Here is a 25,529-nt window from a genome sequence, read left to right on the forward strand (position 1 = left end):
TCACCCGAGTCGCCGATCTTGTGGAAAGTGACGCCGTGGAGCTGGACCAAGCCGTCTTCCACCTCATGCGCCGAGCGATGCAGGAGCACAGCGCGAACTGGCAGGCGCGGCTGCCCCACCTGACCAAACCGCAGTACGCGGTGCTCAACGCGATCCGCGAGAACCCCGGCATCGAACAGGCGGCGCTCGGCCAACGCGCGGCGATCGACAAGGCGACCCTGGCATCGCTGCTGGTCCGCATGGAGCAGCGCGGCCTGATCACCCGCACCGTCGACCGCACCGATCGCCGCCGGCGGCTGCTCGACCTCACCGCGGCGGGCCGCGCCGAACTGCGCGCGGTCACGCCGATCGCCGACGCGGTGGACGCCGAACTCCTCGACCGCCTCGCCCCGCACGAGCGCACCGAGTTGCACCGCCTGCTGGGCAAGCTCGCCCCGCCGGGCGCGCTCAGCTGATCCGCACCCCGGTCACGCGGCGCGCGCCGATGCGTCGAGCCGCCGCAGCCGCAGCAACCACAGCTCCAGCTCGGCCAACTGCCCGTCGAGGAGCTCGCTGCCGTACATGTCGGGACTGGCACGCAGGGCCATCAACTCGTCCCAACGCCGTTCCATCTCCCCCACCAGGTCCCGCACCGTCACACCGTCCTCCTCGCCGAGTTGGTCACCGATCGTCGACGCTACGAACACGGAGCGCACCCCCACCCGGGTCGAAAGTCACGACTTGCCCGCCCGGCTGTGGTGTGATCAGGACATGAGACGAGGACGCAGAGGCCACCCGTGCGAACCGGACACCTCGCAGATCGGCCTGTGGCGCTGCGAGGTGTGCGGCCAGCAGTGGGAGATCCACGGCGTCGCGGGCCACCCCAGGATCCGCAAGGTCAGCCGCATCGGCTGGTTCTTCGCCAAGCTGCTGGGCTGAGCGCGCGGCTCGGCACCAGATCGCGAGCGCACCGCCGGCGCGCAGGACGCGCAGCGCCCCCGGGACGGGACGCGTGGTACCGGTCCGCTGCCAGGACTGCGCATGCGTGATGAGGCCGGGCGGTCCGGACGCGGCTCCGGAAAGGTGGTGCTGGTGATCCGGGGCGCGGCGTTCGAGCCGATCGGTCGTTCGCTCGGCTAGTGTGATCGTTCCCGGCCGCGTTGGGAGGGATCGTCGCGATGCCCAAGTTCACCTGGCACACGAGTGCAGTGCCCGAGACGTTGCCGGTGCGGCAGGTGTACGGGTTCCTGTTCGTCCCCGACGGCCGGCTGCTGCTGCGGCTGGACGGGCGGAAGCACTCGCTGCCCGGCGGGCGGCCGGAGCCGGGCGAGCAGCGCTACGTCGACATCCTGCGGCGGGAGACGCTCGAAGAGGTCACCGTGGAGATCGACGAGCCGCACTACCTGGGTTTCCAGTGCGTCGACGACGGTGTCGCGCCCTACGCGCAGGTGCGGATGGCCGCCGTGGTGACCAAGGTGCACCCGCCCGCGCCGGATCCGGACAACGGCCGGATCTACCGGCGCCTGCTGGTGCACCCGTGCAAGGCCGGTGACCTGCTCGCCTGGGGCGAGACCGGCTACCTGCAGGCCGGTGCCGCGGCCGACGCCGCGGTGCGGGTGTTCGGCCTGCCGGGGGACGGCCTGCCCGACGCCGGGGACCTCTGAAGCGCGCTCCTACCTGCCCCTTCGCACGCCTGTGCGCTCTTGACCTGGTTGTGACGCGTCTTCTATCGTTCGCATGAAGCACAAGTGTTCACTATGCGTACGAAGTGGAGTTGGTCGGGGTGGCTCGCATCCTCCAGCTCGACGAGGCGATCGCGAAGCTGGTCAACGACGGCGACACGGTGGCCTTGGAGGGCTTCACCCACCTGATCCCGGTCGCGGCCGGACACGAGATCATCCGGCAGGGGCGCCGGGACCTGACGCTGGTCCGGATGACCCCCGACATCGTCTACGACCAGATGATCGGCGCGGGCTGCGCGCGCAAGCTCGTCTTCTCCTGGGGCGGCAACCCCGGTGTCGGCTCGCTGCACCGGTTCCGGGACGCCATCCAGAACGGCTGGCCGGTACCGCTGGAGATCGAGGAGCACAGCCACGCGGGCATGGCCAACCGCTACGCCGCCGGTGCCGCCGGGCTGCCGTTCGCGGTGCTGCGCGGCTACGTCGGCACCGATCTGCCCGAGCACACCGGCACCATCAAGCCGATCGAATGCCCCTTCACCGGGGAGACGCTCGCCGCCGTGCCCGCCGTCAACCCCGACGTCGGGATCATCCACGCGCAGCAGGCCGACCGGCAGGGCAACGTCCAGATGTGGGGCATCACCGGGGTGCAGAAGGAGACCGTGCTGGCCTCGGCGCGTTCGCTGGTCACCGTCGAGGAGGTCGTCGACGAGCTCACCCCGCGCCCCGGCGCCGTGGTGCTGCCGCGGTGGGCGGTCACCGCGGTCGCCGAGGTGCCCGGCGGGGCCCGCCCCTCCTACGCCCAGGGCTACTACGAACGCGACAACTCCTACTACCAGCAGTGGGACCCGATCAGCCGGGACCGCGAGAAGTTCGAGCAGTGGCTGGCCAGCGAGATCCGCACTACCGAGAGGAGCGCGCGATGACGTCGCAGGAGTTCACCTCCGACGAGATGATGACCGTCGCCGCGGCCCGGTCGCTGCGCGACGGGGCCGCCTGCTTCGTCGGCATCGGCCTGCCCAGCACCGCCGCGAACCTCGCCCGGCGCACGCACGCCCCGAACCTGGTGCTCATCTACGAGTCGGGCACGCTCGGGGCCAAGCCGGACCGGCTGCCGCTGTCCATCGGCGACGGCGTGCTCGCCGACACCGCCGACTCGGTGATCAGCGTGCCGGAGATCTTCAACTACTGGTTGCAGCCCGGCCGCATCGACATCGGCTTCCTCGGCGGCGCGCAGGTCGACCGGTTCGGCAACATCAACACCACCGTCATCGGCGGCTACTACGCCAACCCGAAGGTCCGGCTGCCCGGTGCCGGCGGTGCCCCGGAGATCGCCGCGTCCTGCCGCGAGGTGCTCATCGTGATGCGGATGAGCTCGCGGTCGTTCGTCGAGAAGCTCGACTTCGTCACCTCGGTCGGGTACGGCTCGGGCAACGGGGACCGCGAGCGGTTGGGGTTGCGCGGCCGGGGACCGGTGAAGATCATCACCGATCTCGGGGTGCTCGAACCCGACCCGGAGACCAGCGAGTTCACCCTCACCCGGCTCAACCCGGGCGCGACCGTCGAGCAGGCCCGGGAAGCCGCCGGGTGGCCGCTGAAGGTCGCCGCCGACCTGCCCGTGCAGGACGCGCCGACCGACACCGAGCTCACCGTGCTGCGCGAGCTCAAGGCCACCATCGACAACGGGGAGACGAAGTGAGCGACGCCTTCATCCTGGACGCGGTCCGCACGCCGTTCGGCCGCTACGGCAAGGGCCTGGCCGGCGTGCGCCCCGACGACCTCGCCGCGCACGTGGTCGGCTCGCTCGTCGGACGCCACGCCGACCTCGACCCGGCCGCCATCGACGACATCCAGTTCGGTGACGCCAACGGCGCGGGCGAGGACAACCGCAACGTCGCCCGGATGGCCGCGCTGCTGGCCGGGCTGCCCACCAGCGTTCCCGGTGCCACGGTCAACCGGCTGTGCGGCTCCGGGCTGGAGGCCGCCGTCAACGCCAGTCGCACCGTGCAGGTCGGCGACGCCGAGCTGGTGATCGCCGGTGGCGTCGAGTCGATGAGCCGGGCGCCGTGGGTGCTGCCCAAGCCCGAGGGCGGCTTCCCGCGCGGGCACGAGACGCTGCACTCCACGACGCTGGGTTGGCGCATGGTCAACCCACGCATGCCGGAGAAGTGGACGATCGCGCTCGGCGCGAGCGCGGAGATCCTCGCCGACCGGTACGAGATCAGCCGCGCCGAGCAGGACGCGTTCGCGCTGCGCAGCCACCAGCGGGCCGCCGCGGCCTGGGAGGCCGGGCTGTTCGACGCCGAGGTCGTCCCCGTCCCGGACACCGAGCTGACCCGCGACGAGGGCGTGCGGGCGAACTCCTCGCTGGAGGCGCTGGGCAAGCTCAAGCCGGCGTTCCGCGCCGACGGCACGGTCACCCCGGGCAACTCCTCACCGCTCAACGACGGCGCCGCCGCGCTGCTGGTGGGCACGGAGTCCGCCGCCCAGCGCATCGGCGCCGCGCCGCTGGCGCGGATCGTCAGCCGCGCGGCCGCCGGGGTCGACCCGGACGTGTTCGGCATCGGCCCGGTCGAGGCGGCCAACACCGCGTTGCGGCGCGCCGGGATCGGCTGGGGCGACCTGACCGCCGTCGAGCTCAACGAGGCGTTCGCAGCGCAGTCGCTGGCGTGCCTGGCGGAGTGGCCCGAACTGGACCCGGAGATCGTCAACGTGCAGGGCGGCGCGATCGCCATCGGCCACCCGCTCGGCGCGTCCGGGGCGCGGATCCTCGGTACCCTCGCCCACCAGCTGCACCGCGCCGGGGGCGGCTGGGGCCTGGCCGCGATCTGCATCGGCGTCGGCCAGGGGCTGGCCGTCGTGCTGCACGCCTGATCTGGTGGCCGCCGAATGCACATCCGAACAGCTCGTCGGACCGGAGAACGGCAACGATGACCGAACCTTCGCTGTTCGCGCCCATGTCCAGCACTCCGGAGGCGGCCGAGCGCACCGGTCGCCGCGCCTGGGTGCAGGCGATGCTGGACTTCGAGCGGGCGCTGGCCGCGGCGCAGTCCTCGGCCGGGATCGTCCCGGCCGAGGCCGCGGCCGAGATCGCCCGGTGCTGCCGGGCGGAACTGTTCGACGCGGACTCGATCGCCGAGCGGGCCGTGTCCTCGGCGACTCCGGTGATCGCGCTGGTGCGCGATCTGACCGGCGCGGTGGACCCGGCCGCCCGGCCGCACGTGCACCGCGGCGCGACCAGCCAGGACGTCGTGGACACCGCGGCGATGCTGATCGCCCGGAGCGTGCTGGACCTGGTCGTGGCGGACCTGGCAGCGGCCGCGCGGGAATGCGCCCGGCTCGCCGAACAGCACCGGGACACGGTGCTGATCGGCCGGTCGCTGCTGCAGCAGGCGTTGCCGACGACGTTCGGCTGCCGCGCGGCCGGGTGGCTGACCGCCCTCGACGACGCCGCGACCGGACTGCGCCGGGTCCGCGACCAGCGGCTCGCGGTGCAGCTGGGCGGACCGGCGGGGACGCTGTCGGCGCTCGGCGCCGGCGGTGCGCGCGTCGTGGGACTGCTGGCGGCCGAGCTCGGCCTGGCCGAGCCGGTCGTGCCGTGGCACACCGACCGCTCGCGCGTCGCCGAGCTCGCCGGGGCGCTGGGCAGCGCGGCCGGGGTGCTCGGCAAGATCGCGCTGGACGTGGAGCTGCACGCGCAGACCGAGGTCGGCGAGCTCACCGAGGGCCGCTCCGGCGGTTCCTCGGCCATGCCGCACAAGCAGAACCCGGTGTCGGCGGTGCTGGTCACCGCCGCGAGCAAGCGGGTGCCCGGACTGGTGGCCACGCTGCTGTCGGCCATGCCCCAGGAGTACGAACGCGCCGCCGGCGCGTGGCAGTCCGAGTGGGAACCGCTGACCGAATTGCTGCGGGTGGTCGCCGCCGCGGCCGCCACCACCCGCGACCTGCTGGCCGGGCTGCGCGTCCACCCGGAGCGGATGGCCGCCAACCTGGAGCTGACCGGCGGCCTGGTCATGGCCGAGGCCGCCGCCGGGGCGCTGATGGGCGCCCTCGGCCGCACCGAGGCCCAGGACCTCGTCGCGGAGCTGTGCCGCTGCGCGGTGCGCCGGGGCACGACGTTGCGCGCGGAACTGCTGCGGGATTCCCGGGTGCGCGCGGTGCTGTCCGAGCAGGACGTCGTGGCCGCCACCGAACCCGCCGACCACCTCGGATCGGCGCGCGAGTTCGTCGACCGCGCGCTGTCCGCCCACTCCGGAAGGGAGTACGCGTGATCGTCAACCACGAACTGACCGGGCCGCCGGACGCCCCGGTCGTGGTGCTGTCCAACTCCATCGGCACCGACCTGCACCTGTGGGACGAGCAGGTGCCCGCCCTCGCCGAGCGGTTCCGCGTGCTGCGCTACGACCAGCGCGGCCACGGCGGCACCCCCGCTCCGCCCGGTCCCTACGGGCTCGCCGACCTCGGTGGCGACGTGCTGGAGCTGCTGGACTCGCTCGGCGTGCGGCGCGCCCACTTCGCCGGGGTCTCGATCGGCGGCATGACCGGCATGTGGCTGGCCGAGCACGCCCCGGACCGCATCGACCGGCTGGCGCTGATCTGCACCTCCGCCGAGCTCGGGCCGGCGCGGGGCTGGCGCGACCGCGCCGCGGTGGTGCGCGAGCAGGGCATGCAGCCGATGGTCGAACCGTCGCTGCCGAAGTGGTTCACCCCGGAGGCGCTGGCCGACCCGGTGCGGGTGGAGAAGTTCAGCAAAGCGCTCCAAGCGTGCGTCCCGGAGGGCTACGCGGGCTGCTGCGAGGCGATCGCCTCGATGGACCTGCTGCCCCGGCTCGGCGCGATCGCCGCGCCGACCCTGGTCATCGCGGGCGCCGAGGACCCGGCCACGCCGCCCGAGCACGGCGAGCGGATCGTCGCGGCCGTGCCCGGCTCGCGCCTGGAGGTCCTCTCCCCCGCCGCGCACCTGGCCAACGCCGAACAGCCCGCCGCCGTCAACCGGCTGCTGCTGGACCACTTCACGAGGAGCCTGTGATGTCCGACCGCCTCGACGACGACGCCCGGCACGCGCAGGGCATGGGGACCCGCCGCGCGGTGCTCGGCGACGAGCACGTGGACCGGGCGAACTCGAAGATCACCCCGTTCACCGCGGGCTTCCAGGACTTCATCACCCGCTACGCGTGGGGCGAGCTGTGGAGCGGCGACGGCGTGGACCGGCGCACCCGCAGCATGCTGACCCTGGCGATCCTGGCCGCGCTGGGCTGCGAGGACGAGTTCGCCATGCACGTCAAGGCGGCGCGGCGCAACGGCGTGCCGCCGGAGCAGATCCGCGAGGTGCTCATGCACGTCGCCATCTACGCCGGGGTGCCCCGCGCGAACAGCGCCTTCGCGATCGCCAATACGATTCTCGGTGACGGCGAGTCCGACTGAGAGAGGGTCACGATGGAGCCTGTGTCCGAGGGCGGTTACGTCCAGTCGCTGGCGCGCGGGCTCATGGTGATCCGCGCCTTCGACGAGGCGCACCCCGAGATGACGCTGTCCGAGGTCGCCCGCGCGACCGACCTGTCGCGCGCGGCGGCCCGGCGGTTCCTGCACACCCTGGTGCACCTGGGCTACGTCTGGACCGACGGGCGGGTCTTCGCGCTCACCCCGCGGGTGCTGGAGCTGGGGTTCGCGTACCTGTCGAGCGTGTCGCTGCCGGAGATCGCCCAGCCGTACCTGGAGCGGCTCACCGCCGAGGTGCACGAGTCGGCGTCGGTGTCGGTGCTCGACGGACCGGACATCGTCTACGTGGCCCGCGTTCCCACCTCGCGGATCATGACCGTGTCGATCAACATCGGCACCCGCTTCCCCGCCTACGCCACGTCGATGGGACGGGTTCTGCTGGCGGGTCTGCCCCCGGACGCTCTCGACAGCTACCTCGACGAGGTGGAGCTGCGCCCGCTCGGGCCGCACACCGTGGGCACTCCCGACGAGCTGCGCGGGGAGCTCGACGTGGTGCGGCGGCAGGGCTGGGCGCTGGTCGACCAGGAGCTGGAGGCCGGGTTGCGGTCGATCGCCGCGCCGATCCGGGACCGCGCCGACCGGGTGGTGGCCGCGGTGAACATCTCCTCGCACGCCAGCCGCACCAGCCCGCGCGACGCCGAGGAGAAGCTCCTGCCGCCGCTGCTGGAGACCGCCGGCCGGATCGAGGCCGACCTGCGGGTCGCCCCGAACCCCCGTTCCGGCGCGCTGCCGCGGTGATCCTTCCCGGTCCGGCGCTCAGCCGTCCCGGGTGACGGCGGGGATCTTGGCGTAGAAGTCCCGGATGTGGTCGGTCATGTGGCGTTCGGCGGCGTCGCCGTCGCGAGCGCGCAGTGCCTCCAGGACGGCGCGGTGGTCCGCGCGCAGGCCCTCGGCGATGCGCGTCCAGGAGTCGCCGAGGTCGTGGAACGCCTGCCGCAGCGGCAGCCGCAGGGACTCGCGGATGGCGGTGGTCATGTCCGCGACCAGCCGGTTCCCGCCCGCCTCGGCGATCGCGACGTGGAAGGCGGTGTCCAGCTCGTTGAAGCGGTCGCGGTCCAGGTCCGGATCGTCCATCGCGTCCACGAGCCGGACGAGTTCGTCCAGTTCGGACTCGGTGGCGCGCAGCGCGGCGTTGCGCGCGCTCTCCCGCTCCAGCATCAACCGGGCCTCGACCACGTCGTGCAGCGGGAAGTTCGCCAGGGCGACGTGCAACCGCAGGAAGCGGGTCAGCGCCTGGTTGGGCAGCGCCGCGACCGTGGTGCCCGAATCCGGCCCGGTGCCCACCGACATCCGCAGCACGCCCTGGGCCTGCAACGAGCGCAGCGCCTCGCGCACCGCCGAGCGGCTGACGCCGAGCATGCTCGCCAGGTCGCGCTCGGCGGGCAACCGGTCGCCGACCCGCAGCGCGCCGCTGAGGATCTGCTCCTCGACCCGGTCGATGACCAGCTCGTAGGTGTGCGAGCGGGCGACCGGCCGCCAGGCCGCGTCGCCGTGATCCTGCTCCGCCGTCGTCATCCACTCCTCCACGCGCCTCGGTTCGGGTCCGAGCCTACGTGCGATCGTCGACCCGCCTGCGCCTGCTGACCGATCGCCGCGACGCGGCAGCGTCTCCGTGGGGGAGTGGCGGTCGGGTGACCGGCGAGAGCTGCGACGCGGCAGCGTCTCCGTGGGGGGTGGTGGCCGGGTGACATGCAAGAACTGCGACGCGGCAGCGTCTCCGTGGGGGGTGGTGGCCGGGCGACGGGTGGGAGTATGGTCCGACCAAACAATGGTCCGATCAGTTCGCCGGGCACGAGCGGCGGGGCGCCGCCAGGATCGGGTCCAGCGGGACCGGTGGACGAGGGAGTGATGCCGAGATGAGGGTGGCGCTGTTCGCGACCTGCCTGGGGGACGCGGTGTTCCCGGAAGCGCCGAAGGCGACGGTGCGCATCCTGCGGCGGCTCGGGTGCGAGGTCGAGTTCCCCACCGCGCAGACCTGCTGCGGGCAGATGCACACCAACACCGGTTACCGCAGGCAGGCGGTCTCCTCGGTGCGCGCCTTCGTGGACGCCTTCGCCGACTACGACGCCGTGGTGGCGCCGTCGGGTTCGTGCGTCGCATCGGTGCGCCACCAGCACGCCATGGTCGCCGACGGGGACGAGCGGCTCTCGCGCGCCGTCCGCGGCCTCGCGCCGCGCGTGCACGAGCTGTCGGAGTTCCTGGTCTCGGTGCTCGGGGTGACCGACGTCGACGCGTACTTCCCGCACCGGGTCACCTACCACCCCACATGCCACTCCAGCCGCCTGCTGCGGGTCGGCGACAAGCCGCTGCGGCTGCTGCGCGAGGTGCGGTCGATCGACCTCGTCGAACTGCCCGCGGCCGAGCAGTGCTGCGGCTTCGGCGGCACGTTCGCGCTGAAGAACCCGGACGTCTCGGTGGCGATGGGCGCCGACAAGGCGCGGCACGCGCGGGAGACCGGCGCCGAAGTGCTGTGCGCGGGCGACAGCTCGTGCCTGATGCACATCGGCGGGCTGCTGTCCCGGCAGCGTTGCGGGATCCGGGTGCTGCACCTGGCCGAGATCCTCGCGTCCACGGAAGGAGAACAGCCGTGACGAGCACCTACCTCGGGATGCCCGCCTTCCCGACCGCGGCCAAGCGGGCGCTGGCCGACGCGCAGCTGCGGCACAACCTCGCCAACGCCACGTCGACGATCCGGCAGAAGCGGGCCTCGGTGGTCGGGGAACTGGACGACTGGGAGCTGCTGCGGGAGGCGGGTGCGGCGATCAAGGAGCACACCCTGTCCAAACTGGACACCTACCTGGAGCGGTTCGAGGAGGCCGTGACCGCTGCCGGTGGGGTGGTGCACTGGGCGCGCGACGCCGAGGAGGCCAACCGGATCGTGATCGACCTGGTGCGCCGCACCGGGGAGAGCGAGGTGGTCAAGGTCAAGTCGATGGCCACCCAGGAGATCGAGCTCAACGAGGCGCTGGAGCAGGCCGGGATCTCCGCCTGGGAGACCGACCTGGCCGAGCTGATCGTCCAGCTCGGGCACGACGCGCCCAGCCACATCCTGGTCCCGGCGATCCACCGCAACCGGGCCGAGATCCGCGAGATCTTCCGCCGCGAGATGGGTCGGGTGGGCGCCCCCGCGCCCGAGGACCTCACCGACGATCCGGCGCGGCTGGCCGAGGCCGCGCGCCGCCACCTGCGGGAGAAGTTCCTGCGCGCGAAGGTCGCGGTGTCCGGGGCCAACTTCGCGGTCGCCGAGACCGGCACGCTCGTCGTCGTGGAGTCCGAGGGCAACGGGCGGATGTGCCTGACGCTGCCGGAGACGCTGATCAGCGTGGTCGGCATCGAGAAGCTGGTGCCGCGCTGGCAGGACCTGGAGGTCTTCCTGCAACTGCTGCCGCGGTCGAGCACCGGCGAGCGGATGAACCCCTACACCTCCACCTGGACCGGCGTCACCGCCGGGGACGGTCCGCGCGAGTTCCACGTGGTGCTGCTGGACAACGGGCGCACCGACGCGCTCGCCGACGAGGTCGGGCGGCAGGCGTTGCGGTGCATCCGCTGCTCGGCCTGCCTGAACGTGTGCCCGGTGTACGAACGCACCGGGGGGCACGCCTACGGCTCGGTGTACCCCGGGCCGATCGGCGCGGTGCTCACGCCCCAGCTGCGCGGCACCGCGTCCGAAGTGGACCAGGCACTGCCGTACGCGTCGTCGCTGTGCGGGGCCTGCTACGACGTGTGCCCGGTCGCCATCAACATCCCCGACCTGCTGGTGCACCTGCGCACCCGCGTCGTGGCCGAGCACCACGGCTGGCGGTCCAAGCCGATGGACGCGCTGATGGGCCTGGCCGGGTGGGTGTTCGGCGGCTCCCGCCGGCTGGCCGCCGTGCAGCGGCTGGCCTCGGCGAGCCGACGCGTCATCGGCCGCAAGGGCACGATCGGCCGGCTGCCCCCGCCGCTGTCGCGGTGGACCGACGCGCGCGACGCCCCGGCACCAGCCGCCGAGTCCTTCCGCGCGTGGTGGGAACGAACCCGAGGAGGAGAGTCGTCATGAGCGATGCGGCACGTGCGACCGTGCTCGCCCGCGTCCGGTCGGCGCTGTCGGGCGCGACGCGGACGCCGCTGGACAGCGTTCCGCGCGACTACGCCACCGAGCGCCCGGCGGCCGACGTGGTGGACCTGTTCTGCGACCGCGTCGCCGACTACCGCGCCACCGTCGAGCGGGTGCCGTCCGACGGGCTCACCGGTGCGATCGCCGCCGCGCTGCGCGGGGTCTCCGCTCGCCGCGTGGTCGTCCCCGACGGGCTACCACAGGTGTGGCGGGACGTGCTGGGCGCGGAGTTCGAGCTGGTCGGCGGCGATCCGGACGTCGCGGAGCTGGACCGGGTGGACGCGGTGGTCACCACGGCCGTGGTGGGCATCGCGTCGACCGGCACGATCGTCCTGGACCACGGGCCCGGCCAGGGTCGCCGGGCGGCGACCCTGGTCCCGGACGTGCACGTGTGCGTGGTCGAGGAAGCCCGGATCGCCGATGACGTGCCCGCCGCGCTGCGACGCCTCGACCCCACCCGTCCCCTGACGTTCATCAGCGGTCCGTCGGCCACCAGCGACATCGAACTGGACCGGGTCGAGGGCGTGCACGGCCCCCGGACCCTGCACGTGCTCGTGCCCCCGAACACCGGGTGAGCGCACCGCTGCGGAACTCTCCGACCGGCTGGCGCATGGTTGCACCGGGCAGCTGTGACACGATCCAGTGATCAACGGAACCTCCCGGGCCCGTCCCGGGTCGAAGCGATGTTCGTTGTCCGGCCGATCGAAGGGAGAGCCCGGTGGCAGACGTCCGGGTCCGGTTGCGCGGCGGCCCGCAGGACGGTCACGAGGTGACCGTCTCCGCGGACCCGTCCGGGAAGCCCATCCCCCGCATCACGATCCCCGCCCGCACGCGCAACAGCCAGGCCGTGCCACCGCTGCTGGCCTACGAACGCCGCGGTCGTCTCCCGGACGGCGCCTGGGAGTTCCGGTACGTCGGCACCGAAGCCTAGGCCGGGGAATCATCACCGGTCAGGCGGTGTTGACTTCGACCTAACGCGAAGTTCGAGGATCTGCTGGACGGTTCGGCAGGAAGGACGAAGGCGATGACGGTGAGCTGGGAGACGATGCGCTCCTTCGCCAGCGACACCTCGGTGACCCGGCAGCGGTTGTCACCGGGCCTGGCGCGGCGGATCCTGCGCTACGCGCGGCCCTACGCCCGCGACATCGTGCCCTTCCTGCTGCTGGTCGCCGGGTCGGCGGTGATCGGCGTGGTCAACCCGCTGCTGTTCAAGGCGATCATCGACAACGGCATCGTGCCCCGGGACCTGGGCGTGGTGGTGTGGCTGGCCGTCGCGGTGGCCGGGGTGGCGCTGCTGGAGGCGCTGTTCTCGCTGTTGCAGCGGTGGTACTCGGCCCGGCTCGGCGAGGGGCTGATCTACGACCTGCGGTCCGAGGTGTACGACCACGTCCAGCGGATGCCGGTGGCCTTCTTCGTCCGCGCGCAGACCGGGGCGCTGGTCAGCAGGCTCAACAACGACGTCATCGGGGCGCAGCGGGCGCTGACCAGCACGTTGTCGTCGGTGGTGTCCAACGTGCTGAGCCTGGTGCTCGTGCTGGCGACCATGTTCACGCTGTCCTGGCAGATCACCGTGATCGCGCTGGCGCTGCTGCCGCTGTTCCTGTTCCCGGTGCGCTGGATCGGCCGCCGGTTGCAGCGCGTCACGCGCGAGCAGATGCGGGTGGACGCCGAGATGAGCTCGCTGATGACCGAGCGGTTCGGCGTAGCGGGCGCGATGCTGGCCAAGCTGTACGGCCGGGCCGACGAGGAGTCCGAGCGGTTCTCCCAGCGCGCGGCGCGGGTGCGCGACATGGGCGTGGTGTCGGCGATGTACAGCCGGGTGTTCTTCGTCGCGCTGACCCTGCTGGCCTCGCTGGCCACCGCGGTCGTCTACGGGCTCGGTGGCGGTCTGGTGCTGGCCGGGGCCTTCCAGCTGGGCACCCTGGTCGCGCTGGCGACGCTGCTCAACCGCCTCTACGGGCCGCTGACCGCACTGTCCAACGTGCACGTCGACGTGATGACCGCGCTGGTCAGCTTCGACCGCGTCTTCGAGATCCTGGACCTGGAGCCGATGATCCGCGAGAAGCCGGACGCACGGGAGCTGCCCGCCGGGGCGGCCGACGTCGAGTTCGACTCGGTGACGTTCCGCTACCCCGCTTCCGACGAGGTGTCGCTGGCCTCGCTGGAGTCGGTCGCGCGGGCCGACCACTCGCCCGCGCACGAGGTGCTGCACGGCATCACCTTCCGCGCCGAGCCCGGGCAGACCGTCGCGCTGGTCGGCCCCTCGGGAGCGGGCAAGACCACGATCACGAACCTGGCCGGACGGCTCTACGACGCCGACTCCGGCTCGGTGCGCATCGGCGGCGTCGACGTCCGCGACGTGACGCTGTCCTCGCTGTACGCGACGGTCGGCGTGGTGACCCAGGAGGCGCACCTGTTCCACGACTCGATCCGCGCGAACCTGACCTACGCCCGGCCCGGGGCCACCGACGCCGAACTGCTGGAGGCGCTGAGCACCGCGCAGTTGGGTCACCTCGTCGCGACGCTGCCGGACGGGCTGGACACCGTGGTCGGCGACCGCGGTTACCGGCTGTCCGGCGGGGAGAAGCAGCGGCTCGCGCTCGCGCGGCTGCTGCTGAAGGCGCCGCCGATCGTGGTGCTCGACGAGGCGACCGCGCACCTGGACTCCGAGTCCGAGGCGGCGGTGCAGCAGGCGCTGCGGACCGCGCTGTCCGGCCGGACCGCGCTGGTCATCGCCCACCGGCTGTCGACCATCCGGGAGGCCGACCGCATCCTGGTGATCTCCGAGGGCCGCATCGCCGAGGAGGGCACCCACGCCGAACTGCTGGCCCGCGACGGGCTCTACGCCGAGCTGTACCGGACCCAGTTCGCGCAGCAGGACGACACCGACGAGGCCGCCTGACCGCGCGGGGTGGGTGGCGCCGGCCGCTCACCCCGGGGGTTCGGTGCGGATCTTCCCGTCCGGGTCGAGGTGGCTGAGGATCGCCTCGCAGACCTCGTCCAGCCGGCGCACCTGGGACGCGGACAGGCCGTCGAAGACCACCGAGCGCACCTTGTCGACGTGACCGGGGGCCGCCGAGGCCACCTTGTCGTAGCCGGCGTCGGTGAGTTCGGCGACGTTGCCGCGGCCGTCAGCTGCCGACCGGTGCCGACGCACCCAGCCGCGCTGCTCCAGGCGCGCGACCACGTGCGAGACCCGCGACGGCGACGCGTTGGCCTGCGCCGCCAGGTCGCTCATCCGCAGCGCGCGCTGCGGGTTCTCGGACAGCATCGCCAGCACCCAGTAGCCGAAGTGGGTCAGGTCGGCGTCCCGCTGCAGCTGCGCGTCCAGCGCGGCCGGGACGACCGTCATCAGGGCGGCGAGCTTGCGCCAGGCCCGTTGCTGGTCGTCGGTCAACCAACGCGGTTCGTCCACGCGGGCCAGCATACGCCGGGTGGTTGAAGGTTCACGCGACTCGCCCTAGAGTGTTACTTGAAGCTTCAAGCAAATGGAGGCGCTGATGCGGATGCCCGCCCTCTACCTCAGCCACGGCGCTCCCCCGCTGGTCGACGACGCGCTGTGGACCGACCAGCTCGCCCGCTGGGCGCGCGACCTGCCCCGGCCGCGCGCCGTGCTGGTCGTCTCCGCGCACTGGGAGTCCGCGCCGCTCATGCTCGGCGCCACCGCGACCGGCGTGCCGCTGACCTACGACTTCTGGGGATTCCCCGAGCGCTACTACCGCGTCCGCTACCCCAGTCCGGGCGCTCCCGAACTGGCCGAGCGGGTCGCCGCGCTGATCCCCAACGACGAGCCCGTGGCGCACCAGCCGGAGCGGGGCCTGGACCACGGCGCGTACGTGCCGCTGACGGTGATGTACCCGGAGGCGGACGTCCCGGTGCTGCAGATGTCGCTGCCGACGCTGGAGCCGGACCGGCTGCTCGCACTCGGGCGGCGGTTGCGGCCGCTGCGCGACGAGGGCGTGCTCGTCATCGGGTCCGGTTTCACCACGCACGGGCTTCCGTTCCTGCGGGACCCGCGGCCGGAGGCCGACGCGCCAGGCTGGTCGCGGGAGTTCGACGACTGGTCGCGCGAGGCGTTGGAGCGCGGGGACGTCGACGAGCTGGCGGCGTTCCGCGACCGCGCTCCGGGCATGCCGTTCGCGCACCCGACGGTCGAGCACTTCGCGCCGATGTTCGTCGCGCTCGGTGCGGCCACCGAGCCGGAGCGCCCACCCGAGCAGGTCGTCGACGGGTTCTGGATGGGACTGGCCAAGCGCTCCTTCCAGGTGGCGTGACGGCTCAGTGCCTGTCTTCGAACTCGTTGTGCGTGGCGGTGCCGGGAGCGGAACCTCAGCGGCCCGCCCGTCACCCGACCACCACCCCCACGGAGGCGCTGCCGCGCCACAGCCACATCGACTGCGGAAGCCCCTCCTGATGTATGCCCAATACACGGCGTCGGGGCTGTCCTCGCGAGCCGACCGCTGAGAACCCGCAGCGGTGCAAGTTGCTTGCGTACTCACCGAAAGAGAAAGCGGCTCACGCCACTTACCACGCCCCGCCGGAACCAAGTTCAAAGACAGCTTCTCAGCGCCGGGCCCAGGCCACCAGGTCCGCGGCGGTGCGGGTGTTGACGACGCGGTCGGCGGGGATGCCGCACTCCTCGGCGCGGGCGCAGCCGTAGGACAGCCAGTCCAGCTGGCCGGGGGCGTGCGCGTCGGAGTCGATGCTGAACACGCAGCCGAGGTCGGCCGCCCGGCGCAGCAGGTCGCGGGGCGGGTCGAGCCGCTCCGGGCGCGAGTTGACCTCCACGGCGACCGCACCCCGCGCGCACGCGGTGAACACCGCCTCGGCGTCGAACTCCGACTGCGGGCGCTTGCCCAGCAGCCGACCGGTGCAGTGGCCGAGCACGTTGACCCTCGGATGGGACACCGCCGCGCACATCCGGCGCGTCATCGCCGCCGACTCCATGCGCAGCTTGGAGTGCACGCTGGCCACGACGACGTCGAGTTCGGCGAGCAGGTCCTCGTCCTGGTCCAGGCCGCCGTCGTCGAGGATGTCGACCTCGATGCCGGTGAGGACGCGGAACGGGGCGAGCCGGTCGTTGAGCGCGGCCACCACGTCCAGCTGCCGCCGCAGGCGTTCGGCGGACAGGCCGCTGGCCACGGTCAGCCGCGGCGAGTGGTCGGTGAGCACCATCCACTCGTGGCCGAGGTCGGCGGCGGCGCGCGCCATCTCCTCGATCGGGCTGCCGCCGTCGGACCAGTCCGAGTGGGTGTGGCAGTCGCCGCGCAACGCCGCGCGCAGCGCCCGCCCCCGCTCCGGAACGTCCACTTCGGACCGAAGCCGGAGCAGGTAGTCCGGAACCCCGCCGCGGTGCGCCTGCTCGATGACACCGGCGGTGGTGCGGCCGATGCCCGCCAGGTCGGTCAGCCGGCCGGAGGCGACCCGGTCGTCCAGGTCCGGGCAGTCGTCGACGACGGCCGCCGCGCGGCGGAACGCCCGCACCCGGTACGTCGGTGCGCCGCCGCGCTCCAGCCAGAACGCGATCTCCCGCAGGGCCCGTGCCGCATCCACCCGTCCTTGGTAGCCGCGAGGCGCCCGCGGCACAACCGGCACCGCTGCCCACGACGTTCGAAGACGGGCTTTCAGCGGGCGAGCCGGGCGGCGACCGCGAACAGCAGGTCCTCCCGCCCGGGCCGGCACACCAGTTGGAGGCCCACCGGCAGGTGCCCGAGAACTCCGGCGGGAACCGAGATCGCGGGCACCCCGGCCACGCTCCACGGGCTGGTCAGCGACAGCAGCGCGCGGTTGACGGGCACCCGCGCCCCGTCGACCTCGACGGTGCCGGTGCCGACCGGGGCGGCCACCACGCAGGTCGTGGGCAGCGCCAGCAGGTCCACTTCGGACAGCAGGGCGTCCACCTCGGCGCGCCAGCGGCGGCGGGCGGCCTGCGCCCGGACGTGCCGCCACGCCGGGGTGCGCTCGGCACCGCGCAGCCGTTCCAGCACGGCCGGGGTGTAGAGCTCGGGACGCTGCTGCACCCGTTCGGCGTGCACGGCGAACACCTCGCCGTCCTGGATACCGGAGTACGCCGAGAGCGGGAGGTCCGGGTCGGCGAGCGCCATCTCGCGGACGTCCAGCGGCTCCACGGCCGCGCGCGCGATGCGTTCGACCTCGGGGTCGGTCGGGCACAGCGCGCCCGGCCGGATCCAGCCCACCACGGCTTCGGGTTCGGCGCGGCCGGGTTCGGCCCGCAGGTCGGCGAGCACCCGGTACGCCGTCCGGCAGTCCTGCGCCGTGCGCGCCAGCACGCCGATGTGGTCGAGCGATTCGGCGAGCGGGAACACCCCGTCGGCCGGGATCGCCCGGTACGCGGGCTTGAAACCCGCCACCCCGCACAGCGCGGCCGGGATCCGCGCCGAGCCGCCGGTGTCGGTGCCCACCGCCAGCGGCACCATCCCGGACGCCACCGCGACCGCGCTGCCCGCGCTGGAGCCGCCGGACATCAGCCGCGGGTCGTGCGGGTTGCGGCACGGGCCGTTGTGCGCGCTGTCGCCGGTCGGCCCGTAGGCGAACTCGTGGGTGGTGGTCTTGCCGACGACCACCGCGCCGCCCGCGCGCAACCGCCGCACGCATTCGGCGTCCTCAGTGGACACGTGCCCGGCGAAGTGGGCCGATCCCATCGTCGTGGGCAGCCCGGCGACGTCGATGACGTCCTTGACCCCGACCGGGATGCCGTGCAGCGGCCCGCGATCGGTGCCCTCGGCCAGTTCCGCATCGGCCTTCTCCGCGGCCTGCAACGCCGCTTCGCGGTCGACCGACACGAACGCGTTGAGCTCGCCGTCGCGGTCGGCGATCGCGTCCAGCGCCGCCCGCGCGAGCCCGGCGGCGGTCACCGCGCCGGAGCGCAGCTCCGCGCCGAGTCCGGCGATCGTGCGGTCGGTGAAGTACCCGCTGGAATCGGCCACCACTGCTCCCCTTCCCCGGCATCCGACCGCCGGGCGGCGACCGGTGGTCGATCATCTTGTGCCCGGACTGGTTCGTCCGTCAACGACGTCACGGGGCGGAGTCGATGAGTTCGACGGGTTCGGCGATGACGTCGACGAGCGCCCCATTGCGGGTGACGGTGATCTGCAGCGGCCGACCGATGGCCTCGGCGAACATGAGCCGCTGGAGGCTCTGCGCGTCGCTGACCTCGCGTCCCGCCGCGGTGAGCACGAGGTCGCCCGGGTGCAGCCCGGCGCGGGCGGCCGGGCTGGCGCGCACCACGTCGACCACGCGCAGCCCGGTGCGCCGGCCGGTGCGTTCGGCCAGGTCGTCGGGCAGCGGCGCGGGGGTGGTCACCAGTCCCAGGTAGGCGCGGCGCACCCGCCCGAAGCGGATCAGCGCGTCGATGATGCGGTGGGTGGTGTTGTTGATCGGGATCGCCAGGCCGAGACCGACTCCGGCGACGGCGGTGTTGATGCCGACCACGACCCCGGCGGAGTCGGCGAGGGCGCCGCCGGAGTTGCCCGGGTTGAGCGCCGCGTCGGTCTGGATGACGTCCTCGACGATGCGCGCCGCCGTGCCGCTGCGGGTGGGCAACGACCGGCCCAGGCCGCTGACCACGCCCGCGGTGACCGAGCCGGCCAGGCCGAGCGGGTTGCCGACCGCGACCACCAGCTGGCCGACGACGAGCCGGTCGCTGTCGCCGAGCCGCACCGGCGGCGGGACCGGACCCGACGCCCGGACCACGGCGAGGTCGGACAGCGGGTCGGTGCCGGTCACGGTGAACGGCGCGCTGGTGCCGTCGGCGAAGTGCGCGGTGCCCTCCGCGGCCCGGCCGACGACGTGCGCGTTGGTGAGCAGGTAACCGTCGGCGGTGAACACCACGGCCGAGCCGGACGCCTCGCCCCACTCGCCCTGCGCGTGCAGGCTGGCCACGCTCGGCGTGATCGTCGCCGCGACCGAGGACACCGTCCGGGAGTAGGCGTCCAGCCACTCCGGCGGTTCTCGGGGAACTCCCGACGAACTGGCCATCTCGGCCTCCTGGTGGAAAGCGGGTGTGACCGCTCAACGCTCCCGGGGCCTGCACCATTCCCGCAGGTCGGGCCGTACCGCGTTGCCTAGAATCGGCCTCCCACGAGCCCGGGAGGCGTGCGATGCCGGAGCGGCGGATCCTGGTGGTCTTCTCCGGGCTGATGACGGCCATGCTCCCGGCCGCGCTGGACCAGACCATCGTGGCCACCGCGCTGCCCACCATCGCCGGGGACCTCGGCGCGCTCGGTTCGCTGTCCGGCGTGGTCACCGCCTACCTGCTGGGGCTGACGGTGGCGATGCCGCTGCACGGCAAGATCGGGGACCGGATCGGCCGAAAACCGGTGTTCCAGTTCGCGATCGCGGTCTTCCTGCTCGGGTCGTCGCTGTGCGGGCTCGCGGCCTCGCTGCCGCAGCTGCTGGTGTTCCGCGCGGTGCAGGGCGTCGGCGGTGGCGGCATCCTCGTCGGCGCCCAGGCGGTGATCGGCGAGGTGGTCAGCCCTCGGGAACGGGGTCGCTACATCGGGTTGATCGGCGCGGTGTTCGCCTTCGCCTCGGTGGTCGGACCGCTGTTGGGCGGGCTGTTCGTGGACCACGCGACGTGGCGGTGGATCTTCTTCGTCAACCTGCCGGTCGGCGTGGTGGCGCTGGTCGTGGTCGGGCTCGTGCTCCGCCTGCCCCGGCCGGACAAACGGCTGCCTGTCGACTTCGCCGGCGCCGCGCTGCTCGCGGGGGCGAGCGTGTGCCTGGTGCTGGCCACGAGCTGGAGCGGGACGGTCCCGGCGGTGTCGGCCGCGCTGGGCGCGGGGGCGGTCGTGCTGCTCGTCGGCTGGTTCCTCGCCGAGCGGCGGGCCGCCGACCCGGTGGTCCCGCTGGAGCTGTTCGCCGACCCGGTGTTCTCGTTCGGCGGGGCGATCAGCCTGCTGGTCGGCGCGGCGATGCTCGTCGGCATCAGCTTCCTGCCGCTGTTCTTGCAGGTCGTGGTCGGCGTCGGCGCCACCGGTTCCGGTCTGCTGCTGCTCCCGCTGGTCGCGAGCCTGGTGGTGACCAGCATCGGCAGCGGCCAGCTCATCACCCGGATCGGCCGCTACAAGCCGTTCCCGATCGCCGGGTGCGCGGTCGCGGCGCTCGGCATGCACCTGCTGTCCACGATGGACATCACCACCGGCTGGTCGACGGTCGCGTGGTACATGGCGGTGCTCGGCGTCGGGTTGGGCATGGTGATGCAGGTGATCGTGCTCGCGGTGCAGAACAGCGCCCCGCGGCGGCACCTGGGGACCGCGACGTCCTCGGTGACCTACCTGCGCACGATCGGCGGCGCGGTCGGCGTGGCGGCGTTCGGCGCCCTGCTCAACCACCGGATCGCGGGCGCCCTGCCGGGTGCCGACGGGCACGTCGACGCGCTGACCCCCGGGTTGATCGCCCAGCTCCCGCCGCCCCTGCGGGCCGTGCTGGTGCGCGCGTTCGCCGACGCGCTCCCGCCGATCTTCGGCCTGGTGGTGCCGCTGCTGGCCGTCGGCCTGGTGCTGGCGATCTGCCTGCGCGAGCGCCCGCTGCGCACCACCTCGCACCTGGCCGGGGCCGCACCGCGCGGCTAGCGACGACCTCGCCGGTACGCCGGCAGATCAGTGCCCACCGGGTCCGGCCCGCCCTGCCGCGCGCGGGCGGCGGTGACCGCGCCCAGCGCCGCGACCAGGACCACGACCGCGAGCGTGAGCGCGTCGGCGCCCGGCGAGCGCTGCGGCGGGGTGCCCAGGACACCGCCGAGCAACGACTTCGCACCGACGAACAGCAGCAGCACGGCCGGGCCGGGCGGCACCGCGGCCAGCTCGCACAGCAGCAGGCACAGATCGCGAAGTCCCAGCAATGCCAGCACGTTCGCGCACAGGGCCAGTGCGCGGCCGTCGGGGAACGTCGCCGACACCGACTGGGTCGCCAGCACCGCCGCGGCGACCGCGACCGGCGCGGCGACCCCGGCGCGCGGCCACCGCGGGGTTCTCCCGCCGAACACCGCCCACCCCGCCGCCAACGCCGCGCCGCCGAGCAGCACCGACAGCGCCGGGGCCAGCGCGGCCACCTGCGGTCCGATCGCGGCCAGCAGCAGCCGCACCGCCATCGCCACGACCACCGCCGCCTCGCTGGCCCCTGGCCCGGCGAGGGCCACCAGCACGCAGGCGGTGTCCAGACCCGCCGTCCACGATTCGGCCCAGTCACCGGCCAGTCGCCCGGCCGCGTCCGGTCCGGCGAAGGCGAGCACCGCGAGGGCCAGCACCACCACCGGCAGCAGGAATCCGCAGACCGCGACGGCCCGGGCGCGCACCGACGCGCGGCGCGGCCGGAGCAGGTCCCAACCCAGGAGGACCAGCGCGGCCGTCGTGGCGGCCGGCCACAGGAACGCAGGAACGCCCATCAGCGCCTCCGGCAGGTTCCCCCCGTCGTCGCGTTGTAGCGCCGCGGTGTTCGGCTTGTCCAGCGGCGCGGCGGCGATCCATCCGTTCGGCCCAGCTTCCACTGTGGACCTTCGGTCTTGCATACTGTATGGTGAAAGCCGCAGGTGACGACCACCGGGCCGCTGCCGCGGCGGTCCCGTCCGACCCCGGAGCCAACCGCATGTCGATGCCCTCGAAACCCCCGGTGCAGCGCCAGGTCGCGCGGCCGGTCCCGCTGCGCGAGAGCGTCTACGAGGCGATCCTGGAGATGATCGTCTCCGGCGAGCTCGAACCCGGCCGCCACCTGGTGGAGAAGGATCTCGCCGAGATGCTGGGCGTGTCCCGGCAGCCGGTGCGCGAGGCGCTGCAATGGCTGAAGAAGGACGAGTGGGTCGACCTGCGGCCCGGTTTCGGGGCGTTCGTGCACAGCCCGACGCCGGAGGAGGCCGACCAGCTGCTGAGCGTGCGGACCCTGCTGGAGGCCGAATCCGCCCGGCTGGCCGCGCAGAACTCGACCAAGGAGGGCGTCGCCGAGCTGCGCCGGATCCACAAGCGCGGGGTGCAGGCGCTGCGGGCCGACGACGTCGACGAGGTCGTCGACGCCAACGCCGAACTGCACGCGCGGATCACCGACATGTCCGGCAACCGGGTCCTCAAGGAACTCGCCGACCAGGTGGCCCGCCGGGTCCGCTGGTACCACACGCCGGTCGCCCGGGCCCGGGGCAAGAAGTCCTGGGACGAGCACGCCGCGCTCATCGACGCCATCGCCCGGCACGACGGCGACCGCGCCGCCGAGCTGATGCGCGCGCACACCGAGCACACCCGGCGCAGCTACTTGGACCGGAACTCAGCTCAGCAGGGGTAGTCCGCACAGCACGCGCCCGAGGTGGTCGAGGGCGGTGTCGGTGGGCAGCTGGCCGTAGCCCGCGGTGTGCGCGTCGCGGAAGCGGCGTTCGATGCCGAAATCCCGGCGGAACGCGAACTGCCCGCACACCTTCATGCCGAGTTCGGCAACCCGGACCGCGGTCTCCCCGGCCGTCGCGCGCACCTGCAGCAGACGTCGCTGGGCGTCGGGGCGCTGCCAGGTGGCCGCCTGCACCGCGTCGGTGAGCAGCAGGCGCAGCGAGTCGAGCGCCAGGCTCATGCGGGCCAGGTCGGCGCGGACGTCGGGCTGCCACGTCGGCGGCGGCTGCCAGCGCGACCACGACGGTTGCGGACCGGTCGCGCAGTCGAGGGAGCGCCGCACCACGGCCTCGACCAGTCCGGTCGCCAGTGCCGCTGCCAGCGCCAGCCACCACGGCAGCACCTCGGTCAGCACGAGTTCCGCGCCCGCGCCGTCCGCGCCGAGGACCGCCGAGTCGGGCACCCGGACCGGGTCGGCGACGACCGTGGCCGAGGCGCTGCCGCGCAGGCCGACGCCGTCCGGGGCGGCCGGGACGCACAGCCCGGGCGCGGCGGCGGGCACCGCCCACAGCGTGGCCGCGCCCGAGGGGCCCAGCGGCGGAGCGGACCACACGTAGCTGTCGGCCTCCCCCGCCGCGACCACCCAGTTCTTCCGCGCGTGCAGGTCCACCACGCCACCGTGCGCGCGTGAGGTCCCGCCCGGGACGAGGGGATTCCCGCCCGCCTCGGCCAGCGCCACGGTGCTCAGGTGCGTCCCGGCGGCGATGTCGGCGAGCAGCTCGGGCGGTGCGTGCCGGGCCAGGACGGCCGTCGCCGCGAAGTGCGCCTGCAACACCGCGGCGGTGGAACCGCAGCAGCGCGCCACCCGTTCGACGGCGTGCGCGGCCTCGGCCAGTCCGCGCCCGCGTCCGCCCAGGCGCGTCGGCAGGGTCAGGCCGAGGATGCCGGCCCGGCCGAGCGCGCTGATCGCCTCGCGCGGGAACCGGCCCCGGTCGTCGATGTCGGCGGCCTGCGGTTCGACGACGGTGCGCAGGACCTTCTCCAGGGCCGCCCGGTAGTCGGCTGCGGTCACGGATGTCCTCCCGGTGCGTCGGTCGAGGACGGGGATTTCCATGCTGGCGGCCGGGTTCGGGCGCACGACAGCCGCCGTTCGATGGGTCGTGAGCCTGGACATCCGCGTCCGGGGTGCGGTATCTCTGAAGGCATACGGTATGCAGTATGTCGCCGACCGTACCGGGATTGGGGACGCGATGACCCGGACATCTCTCGACCAGGCAGACGAACCGAGGACGGTCTCCGGCGGCCATCTGGTCGCCCGGGCGCTGCGCGCCGAGGGGATCGACACGATCTTCACCCTCTGCGGCGGGCACATCATCGACATCTACGACGGCTGCGTCGACGAGGGCATCGAGGTCGTCGACGTGCGCCACGAACAGGTCGCCGCGCACGCCGCGGACGGCTACGCGCGGATCACCGGACGGCCCGGTTGCGCCGTGGTCACGGCCGGCCCGGGCACCACCGACGCGGTCACCGGGGTGGCCAACGCGTTCCGGGCGGAGAGCCCGATGCTGCTCATCGGCGGTCAGGGGGCGCTCGCCCAGCACAAGATGGGCTCGCTGCAGGACCTGCCGCACGTGGACATGCTGGGCCCGATCACGAAGTTCGCGGCCACCGTGCCGCGCACCGAGCGGGTCGCCGACATGGTGTCGATGGCGTTCCGGGAGTGCTACCACGGCGCTCCCGGGCCGTCCTTCCTGGAGATCCCGCGCGACGTGCTCGACGCCCGGGTGCCGGAGGAGGACGCGCGGGTGCCGCGGTCGTACCGGGCCTCGACCCGGTCGGCCGGGGACCCCGCGGCCATCGAGCGGCTGGCCGACCTGCTGACCCGGGCGGAGCGGCCGTGCGTCCTGCTCGGCGGGCAGGTGTGGACGTGCCGGGCCACCGACGCGGCCGTCGAGCTGGTGCGCGAGCTGACGGTGCCCGCGTTCATGAACGGCGCCGGGCGCGGCACGCTGCCGCCGGACGACCCGCTGCACTTCCAGCTGGCGCGCCGCCACGCGTTCGGCCACGCCGACCTCATCGTCGTGGTGGGCACCCCGTTCGACTTCCGGATGGGCTACGGGCGCCGGTTGTCGCCGGAGGCGACGGTGGTGCAGATCGATCTGGACTACCGCACGGTCGGCCGCAACCGGGACGTCGACCTGGGCATCGTGGGCGACGCCGGCGCCGTGCTCGACGCGGTCCGCCAGGCGTGCTCGGGGCGGACGGGCAACGGCGCCGCCGGACGCAAGCAGTGGGTCCAGGAACTGCGCGAGGTGGAAACCGCCGCGCACCGGAAACGCCTGCCGCGGCTGCGTTCCGACGCCCGCCCCATCGACCCGTACCGGCTGGTGCACGAGATCGACGAGTTCCTCACCGAGGACTCGATCTACATCGGTGACGGCGGCGACGTGGTCACCTTCTCCGGGCAGGTGGTGCGGCCCAAGGCGCCCGGTCACTGGATGGACCCGGGCCCGCTGGGCACGCTCGGCGTCGGCGTTCCGTTCGCGATGGCCGCCAAACTCGCCCGCCCCGAAGCCGAGGTGGTGTGCCTGTTCGGCGACGGCGCGTTCAGCCTCACCGGCTGGGACTTCGAGACGATGGTGCGCTTCGGCCTGCCGTTCGTCGGGATCGTCGGCAACAACTCGTCGATGAACCAGATCCGCTACGGCCAGACGGCCAAGTACGGCGCGGAACGCGGCCGCGTCGGCAACACCCTCGGCGACGTCCCGTTCTCCGAGTTCGCGCGGATGCTCGGCGGTCACGGCGAGGAGGTCCACGACCCGGCCGAGATCGGCCCGGCGCTGCGCCGCGCCCGCGAGTCCGGCAAACCGTCGCTGGTCAACGTGTGGTTGGACCCGGACGTCTACGCGCCGGGAACGATGAACCAGACCATGTACAAGTGAGGGG

27 protein-coding genes are annotated in these 25,529 nt (G+C 73.3%); 19 read left to right on the top strand and 8 right to left on the bottom strand.

Annotated elements, in window-relative coordinates; translation table 11 throughout:
• The first annotated feature begins 35 nt into the window (after nucleotides 1–35).
• The gene (locus tag NV263_RS15665) at nucleotides 36–455 is read left to right on the top strand and encodes a MarR family winged helix-turn-helix transcriptional regulator (protein WP_263247009.1); all 420 of its coding nucleotides are present in this window, start codon (nucleotides 36–38) and stop codon (nucleotides 453–455) included.
• A gap of 12 nt (nucleotides 456–467) precedes the next feature.
• On the opposite strand, the gene NV263_RS15670 is transcribed toward NV263_RS15665, so the two are convergent.
• Nucleotides 468–686: a hypothetical protein gene (locus NV263_RS15670; protein ID WP_263247010.1), complete on the bottom strand. Its 219-nt coding sequence runs from the start codon at nucleotides 684–686 to the stop codon at nucleotides 468–470.
• 64 nt (nucleotides 687–750) lie between these two features.
• Here NV263_RS15670 and NV263_RS15675 point away from each other — a divergent pair, with 64 nt between their 5' ends.
• The 9 genes from NV263_RS15675 to NV263_RS15715 all read left to right on the top strand — a co-directional run bounded on the left by NV263_RS15675 (nucleotide 751) and on the right by NV263_RS15715 (nucleotide 7,895).
• On the top strand, nucleotides 751–918 hold the full coding sequence (locus NV263_RS15675; protein ID WP_263247011.1) for a hypothetical protein: 168 nt from the start codon (nucleotides 751–753) through the stop codon (nucleotides 916–918).
• Nucleotides 919–1,157: 239 nt separating this feature from the next.
• Nucleotides 1,158–1,643: an NUDIX domain-containing protein gene (locus NV263_RS15680; RefSeq protein ID WP_263247012.1), complete on the top strand. Its 486-nt coding sequence runs from the start codon at nucleotides 1,158–1,160 to the stop codon at nucleotides 1,641–1,643.
• Nucleotides 1,644–1,762: 119 nt separating this feature from the next.
• Complete coding sequence (locus NV263_RS15685; RefSeq protein ID WP_263247013.1) at nucleotides 1,763–2,584, top strand: CoA transferase subunit A; 822 nt, start codon at nucleotides 1,763–1,765, stop codon at nucleotides 2,582–2,584.
• Nucleotides 2,581–3,357 (top strand): CoA-transferase subunit beta, encoded by a 777-nt coding sequence (locus tag NV263_RS15690; RefSeq protein WP_263247014.1) that lies wholly within the window; start codon nucleotides 2,581–2,583, stop codon nucleotides 3,355–3,357. The genes NV263_RS15685 and NV263_RS15690 overlap by 4 nt, the downstream gene beginning before the upstream one ends.
• Nucleotides 3,354–4,532 carry a thiolase family protein gene (locus NV263_RS15695; RefSeq protein WP_263247015.1) on the top strand — a complete coding sequence of 393 codons (1,179 nt, stop codon included), beginning with the start codon at nucleotides 3,354–3,356 and terminating at the stop codon, nucleotides 4,530–4,532. Before NV263_RS15690 ends, NV263_RS15695 begins: the two co-directional genes overlap by 4 nt.
• A 56-nt stretch (nucleotides 4,533–4,588) precedes the next feature.
• The gene (pcaB, locus tag NV263_RS15700; RefSeq protein WP_263247016.1) at nucleotides 4,589–5,929 is read left to right on the top strand and encodes a 3-carboxy-cis,cis-muconate cycloisomerase; all 1,341 of its coding nucleotides are present in this window, start codon (nucleotides 4,589–4,591) and stop codon (nucleotides 5,927–5,929) included.
• Nucleotides 5,926–6,687 (top strand): 3-oxoadipate enol-lactonase, encoded by a 762-nt coding sequence (gene pcaD, locus NV263_RS15705; protein ID WP_263247017.1) that lies wholly within the window; start codon nucleotides 5,926–5,928, stop codon nucleotides 6,685–6,687. The genes pcaB and pcaD overlap by 4 nt, the downstream gene beginning before the upstream one ends.
• Entirely contained in the window at nucleotides 6,687–7,082 is a 396-nt protein-coding gene (pcaC, locus tag NV263_RS15710) for a 4-carboxymuconolactone decarboxylase (protein ID WP_263247018.1), read from the top strand. The genes pcaD and pcaC overlap by 1 nt, the downstream gene beginning before the upstream one ends.
• 12 nt (nucleotides 7,083–7,094) lie before the next feature.
• Nucleotides 7,095–7,895 carry an IclR family transcriptional regulator gene (locus NV263_RS15715; protein ID WP_263247019.1) on the top strand — a complete coding sequence of 267 codons (801 nt, stop codon included), beginning with the start codon at nucleotides 7,095–7,097 and terminating at the stop codon, nucleotides 7,893–7,895.
• Nucleotides 7,896–7,913: 18 nt separating this feature from the next.
• Here the strand turns inward: NV263_RS15715 and NV263_RS15720 are convergent, their stop codons facing one another.
• On the bottom strand, nucleotides 7,914–8,672 hold the full coding sequence (locus NV263_RS15720) for a FadR/GntR family transcriptional regulator (RefSeq protein ID WP_263247020.1): 759 nt from the start codon (nucleotides 8,670–8,672) through the stop codon (nucleotides 7,914–7,916).
• A 341-nt stretch (nucleotides 8,673–9,013) separates the two neighbouring features.
• Between NV263_RS15720 and NV263_RS15725 the strand changes: the two genes are divergently transcribed.
• From NV263_RS15725 to NV263_RS15745, 5 genes are all read left to right on the top strand, one after another.
• Complete coding sequence (locus tag NV263_RS15725; protein ID WP_263247021.1) at nucleotides 9,014–9,748, top strand: (Fe-S)-binding protein; 735 nt, start codon at nucleotides 9,014–9,016, stop codon at nucleotides 9,746–9,748.
• Nucleotides 9,749–9,765: 17 nt separating this feature from the next.
• Complete coding sequence (locus NV263_RS15730; protein ID WP_397545633.1) at nucleotides 9,766–11,196, top strand: LutB/LldF family L-lactate oxidation iron-sulfur protein; 1,431 nt, start codon at nucleotides 9,766–9,768, stop codon at nucleotides 11,194–11,196.
• Nucleotides 11,193–11,828 carry a LutC/YkgG family protein gene (locus tag NV263_RS15735; RefSeq protein WP_263247023.1) on the top strand — a complete coding sequence of 212 codons (636 nt, stop codon included), beginning with the start codon at nucleotides 11,193–11,195 and terminating at the stop codon, nucleotides 11,826–11,828. The genes NV263_RS15730 and NV263_RS15735 overlap by 4 nt, the downstream gene beginning before the upstream one ends.
• A 143-nt stretch (nucleotides 11,829–11,971) precedes the next feature.
• The gene (locus tag NV263_RS15740; protein ID WP_263247024.1) at nucleotides 11,972–12,184 is read left to right on the top strand and encodes a hypothetical protein; all 213 of its coding nucleotides are present in this window, start codon (nucleotides 11,972–11,974) and stop codon (nucleotides 12,182–12,184) included.
• Nucleotides 12,185–12,277: 93 nt separating this feature from the next.
• Complete coding sequence (locus NV263_RS15745) at nucleotides 12,278–14,155, top strand: ABC transporter ATP-binding protein (RefSeq protein ID WP_263247025.1); 1,878 nt, start codon at nucleotides 12,278–12,280, stop codon at nucleotides 14,153–14,155.
• Nucleotides 14,156–14,182: 27 nt separating this feature from the next.
• On the opposite strand, the gene NV263_RS15750 is transcribed toward NV263_RS15745, so the two are convergent.
• Nucleotides 14,183–14,668 carry a MarR family winged helix-turn-helix transcriptional regulator gene (locus NV263_RS15750; protein WP_263247026.1) on the bottom strand — a complete coding sequence of 162 codons (486 nt, stop codon included), beginning with the start codon at nucleotides 14,666–14,668 and terminating at the stop codon, nucleotides 14,183–14,185.
• An 85-nt stretch (nucleotides 14,669–14,753) separates the two neighbouring features.
• Here NV263_RS15750 and NV263_RS15755 point away from each other — a divergent pair, with 85 nt between their 5' ends.
• Nucleotides 14,754–15,527, top strand: coding sequence for a dioxygenase family protein (locus NV263_RS15755; RefSeq protein WP_263247027.1), 774 nt, complete (start codon nucleotides 14,754–14,756; stop codon nucleotides 15,525–15,527).
• A gap of 289 nt (nucleotides 15,528–15,816) precedes the next feature.
• Here the strand turns inward: NV263_RS15755 and NV263_RS15760 are convergent, their stop codons facing one another.
• From NV263_RS15760 to NV263_RS15770, 3 genes are all read right to left on the bottom strand, one after another.
• Complete coding sequence (locus NV263_RS15760) at nucleotides 15,817–16,806, bottom strand: PHP domain-containing protein (protein ID WP_263247028.1); 990 nt, start codon at nucleotides 16,804–16,806, stop codon at nucleotides 15,817–15,819.
• Between the two features lie 71 nt (nucleotides 16,807–16,877).
• A complete protein-coding gene (locus NV263_RS15765) occupies nucleotides 16,878–18,200 on the bottom strand; it encodes an amidase (RefSeq protein WP_263247029.1) in 1,323 nt (440 codons plus the stop codon).
• A gap of 88 nt (nucleotides 18,201–18,288) precedes the next feature.
• Nucleotides 18,289–19,251 (bottom strand): S1C family serine protease, encoded by a 963-nt coding sequence (locus NV263_RS15770; RefSeq protein ID WP_263247030.1) that lies wholly within the window; start codon nucleotides 19,249–19,251, stop codon nucleotides 18,289–18,291.
• Between the two features lie 122 nt (nucleotides 19,252–19,373).
• Between NV263_RS15770 and NV263_RS15775 the strand changes: the two genes are divergently transcribed.
• Nucleotides 19,374–20,846, top strand: a complete 1,473-nt coding sequence (locus NV263_RS15775) for an MDR family MFS transporter (RefSeq protein WP_263247031.1) — start codon at nucleotides 19,374–19,376, stop codon at nucleotides 20,844–20,846.
• Here NV263_RS15775 and NV263_RS15780 read toward each other — a convergent pair.
• The gene (locus tag NV263_RS15780; RefSeq protein ID WP_263247032.1) at nucleotides 20,843–21,781 is read right to left on the bottom strand and encodes a hypothetical protein; all 939 of its coding nucleotides are present in this window, start codon (nucleotides 21,779–21,781) and stop codon (nucleotides 20,843–20,845) included. The two genes, NV263_RS15775 and NV263_RS15780, sit on opposite strands and share 4 nt — an antisense overlap.
• A 77-nt stretch (nucleotides 21,782–21,858) precedes the next feature.
• On the opposite strand from NV263_RS15780, the gene NV263_RS15785 reads away from it, so the two are divergent.
• Nucleotides 21,859–22,542 carry a GntR family transcriptional regulator gene (locus NV263_RS15785; RefSeq protein ID WP_263247033.1) on the top strand — a complete coding sequence of 228 codons (684 nt, stop codon included), beginning with the start codon at nucleotides 21,859–21,861 and terminating at the stop codon, nucleotides 22,540–22,542.
• Here the strand turns inward: NV263_RS15785 and NV263_RS15790 are convergent.
• Nucleotides 22,525–23,652, bottom strand: a complete 1,128-nt coding sequence (locus tag NV263_RS15790; RefSeq protein WP_263247034.1) for an acyl-CoA dehydrogenase family protein — start codon at nucleotides 23,650–23,652, stop codon at nucleotides 22,525–22,527. The genes NV263_RS15785 and NV263_RS15790 overlap by 18 nt on opposite strands.
• A 178-nt stretch (nucleotides 23,653–23,830) precedes the next feature.
• Here NV263_RS15790 and NV263_RS15795 point away from each other — a divergent pair, with 178 nt between their 5' ends.
• Nucleotides 23,831–25,525, top strand: a complete 1,695-nt coding sequence (locus NV263_RS15795; RefSeq protein WP_263247035.1) for a thiamine pyrophosphate-binding protein — start codon at nucleotides 23,831–23,833, stop codon at nucleotides 25,523–25,525.
• Nucleotides 25,526–25,529 lie beyond the last annotated feature (4 nt).

The sequence above is a fragment of the Saccharopolyspora rosea genome, from assembly GCF_025643595.1.
Classification (GTDB): domain Bacteria; phylum Actinomycetota; class Actinomycetes; order Mycobacteriales; family Pseudonocardiaceae; genus Saccharopolyspora; species Saccharopolyspora rosea.

Bases quoted from the DNA above. Each gene is read 5' to 3' on its own strand.
- NV263_RS15675 (WP_263247011.1), top strand. From the start codon at position 751: ATGAGACGAGGACGCAGAGGCCACCCGTGCGAACCGGACACCTCGCAG.
- NV263_RS15680 (WP_263247012.1), top strand. From the start codon at position 1,158: ATGCCCAAGTTCACCTGGCACACGAGTGCAGTGCCCGAGACGTTGCCG.
- NV263_RS15690 (WP_263247014.1), top strand. From the start codon at position 2,581: ATGACGTCGCAGGAGTTCACCTCCGACGAGATGATGACCGTCGCCGCG.
- pcaB (WP_263247016.1), top strand. From the start codon at position 4,589: ATGACCGAACCTTCGCTGTTCGCGCCCATGTCCAGCACTCCGGAGGCG.
- pcaC (WP_263247018.1), top strand. From the start codon at position 6,687: ATGTCCGACCGCCTCGACGACGACGCCCGGCACGCGCAGGGCATGGGG.
- NV263_RS15715 (WP_263247019.1), top strand. From the start codon at position 7,095: ATGGAGCCTGTGTCCGAGGGCGGTTACGTCCAGTCGCTGGCGCGCGGG.
- NV263_RS15720 (WP_263247020.1), bottom strand. From the start codon at position 8,672: ATGACGACGGCGGAGCAGGATCACGGCGACGCGGCCTGGCGGCCGGTC.
- NV263_RS15725 (WP_263247021.1), top strand. From the start codon at position 9,014: ATGAGGGTGGCGCTGTTCGCGACCTGCCTGGGGGACGCGGTGTTCCCG.
- NV263_RS15730 (WP_397545633.1), top strand. From the start codon at position 9,766: ATGCCCGCCTTCCCGACCGCGGCCAAGCGGGCGCTGGCCGACGCGCAG.
- NV263_RS15735 (WP_263247023.1), top strand. From the start codon at position 11,193: ATGAGCGATGCGGCACGTGCGACCGTGCTCGCCCGCGTCCGGTCGGCG.
- NV263_RS15745 (WP_263247025.1), top strand. From the start codon at position 12,278: ATGACGGTGAGCTGGGAGACGATGCGCTCCTTCGCCAGCGACACCTCG.
- NV263_RS15755 (WP_263247027.1), top strand. From the start codon at position 14,754: ATGCGGATGCCCGCCCTCTACCTCAGCCACGGCGCTCCCCCGCTGGTC.
- NV263_RS15770 (WP_263247030.1), bottom strand. From the start codon at position 19,251: ATGGCCAGTTCGTCGGGAGTTCCCCGAGAACCGCCGGAGTGGCTGGAC.
- NV263_RS15775 (WP_263247031.1), top strand. From the start codon at position 19,374: ATGCCGGAGCGGCGGATCCTGGTGGTCTTCTCCGGGCTGATGACGGCC.
- NV263_RS15780 (WP_263247032.1), bottom strand. From the start codon at position 21,781: ATGCAAGACCGAAGGTCCACAGTGGAAGCTGGGCCGAACGGATGGATC.
- NV263_RS15785 (WP_263247033.1), top strand. From the start codon at position 21,859: ATGTCGATGCCCTCGAAACCCCCGGTGCAGCGCCAGGTCGCGCGGCCG.
- NV263_RS15795 (WP_263247035.1), top strand. From the start codon at position 23,831: ATGACCCGGACATCTCTCGACCAGGCAGACGAACCGAGGACGGTCTCC.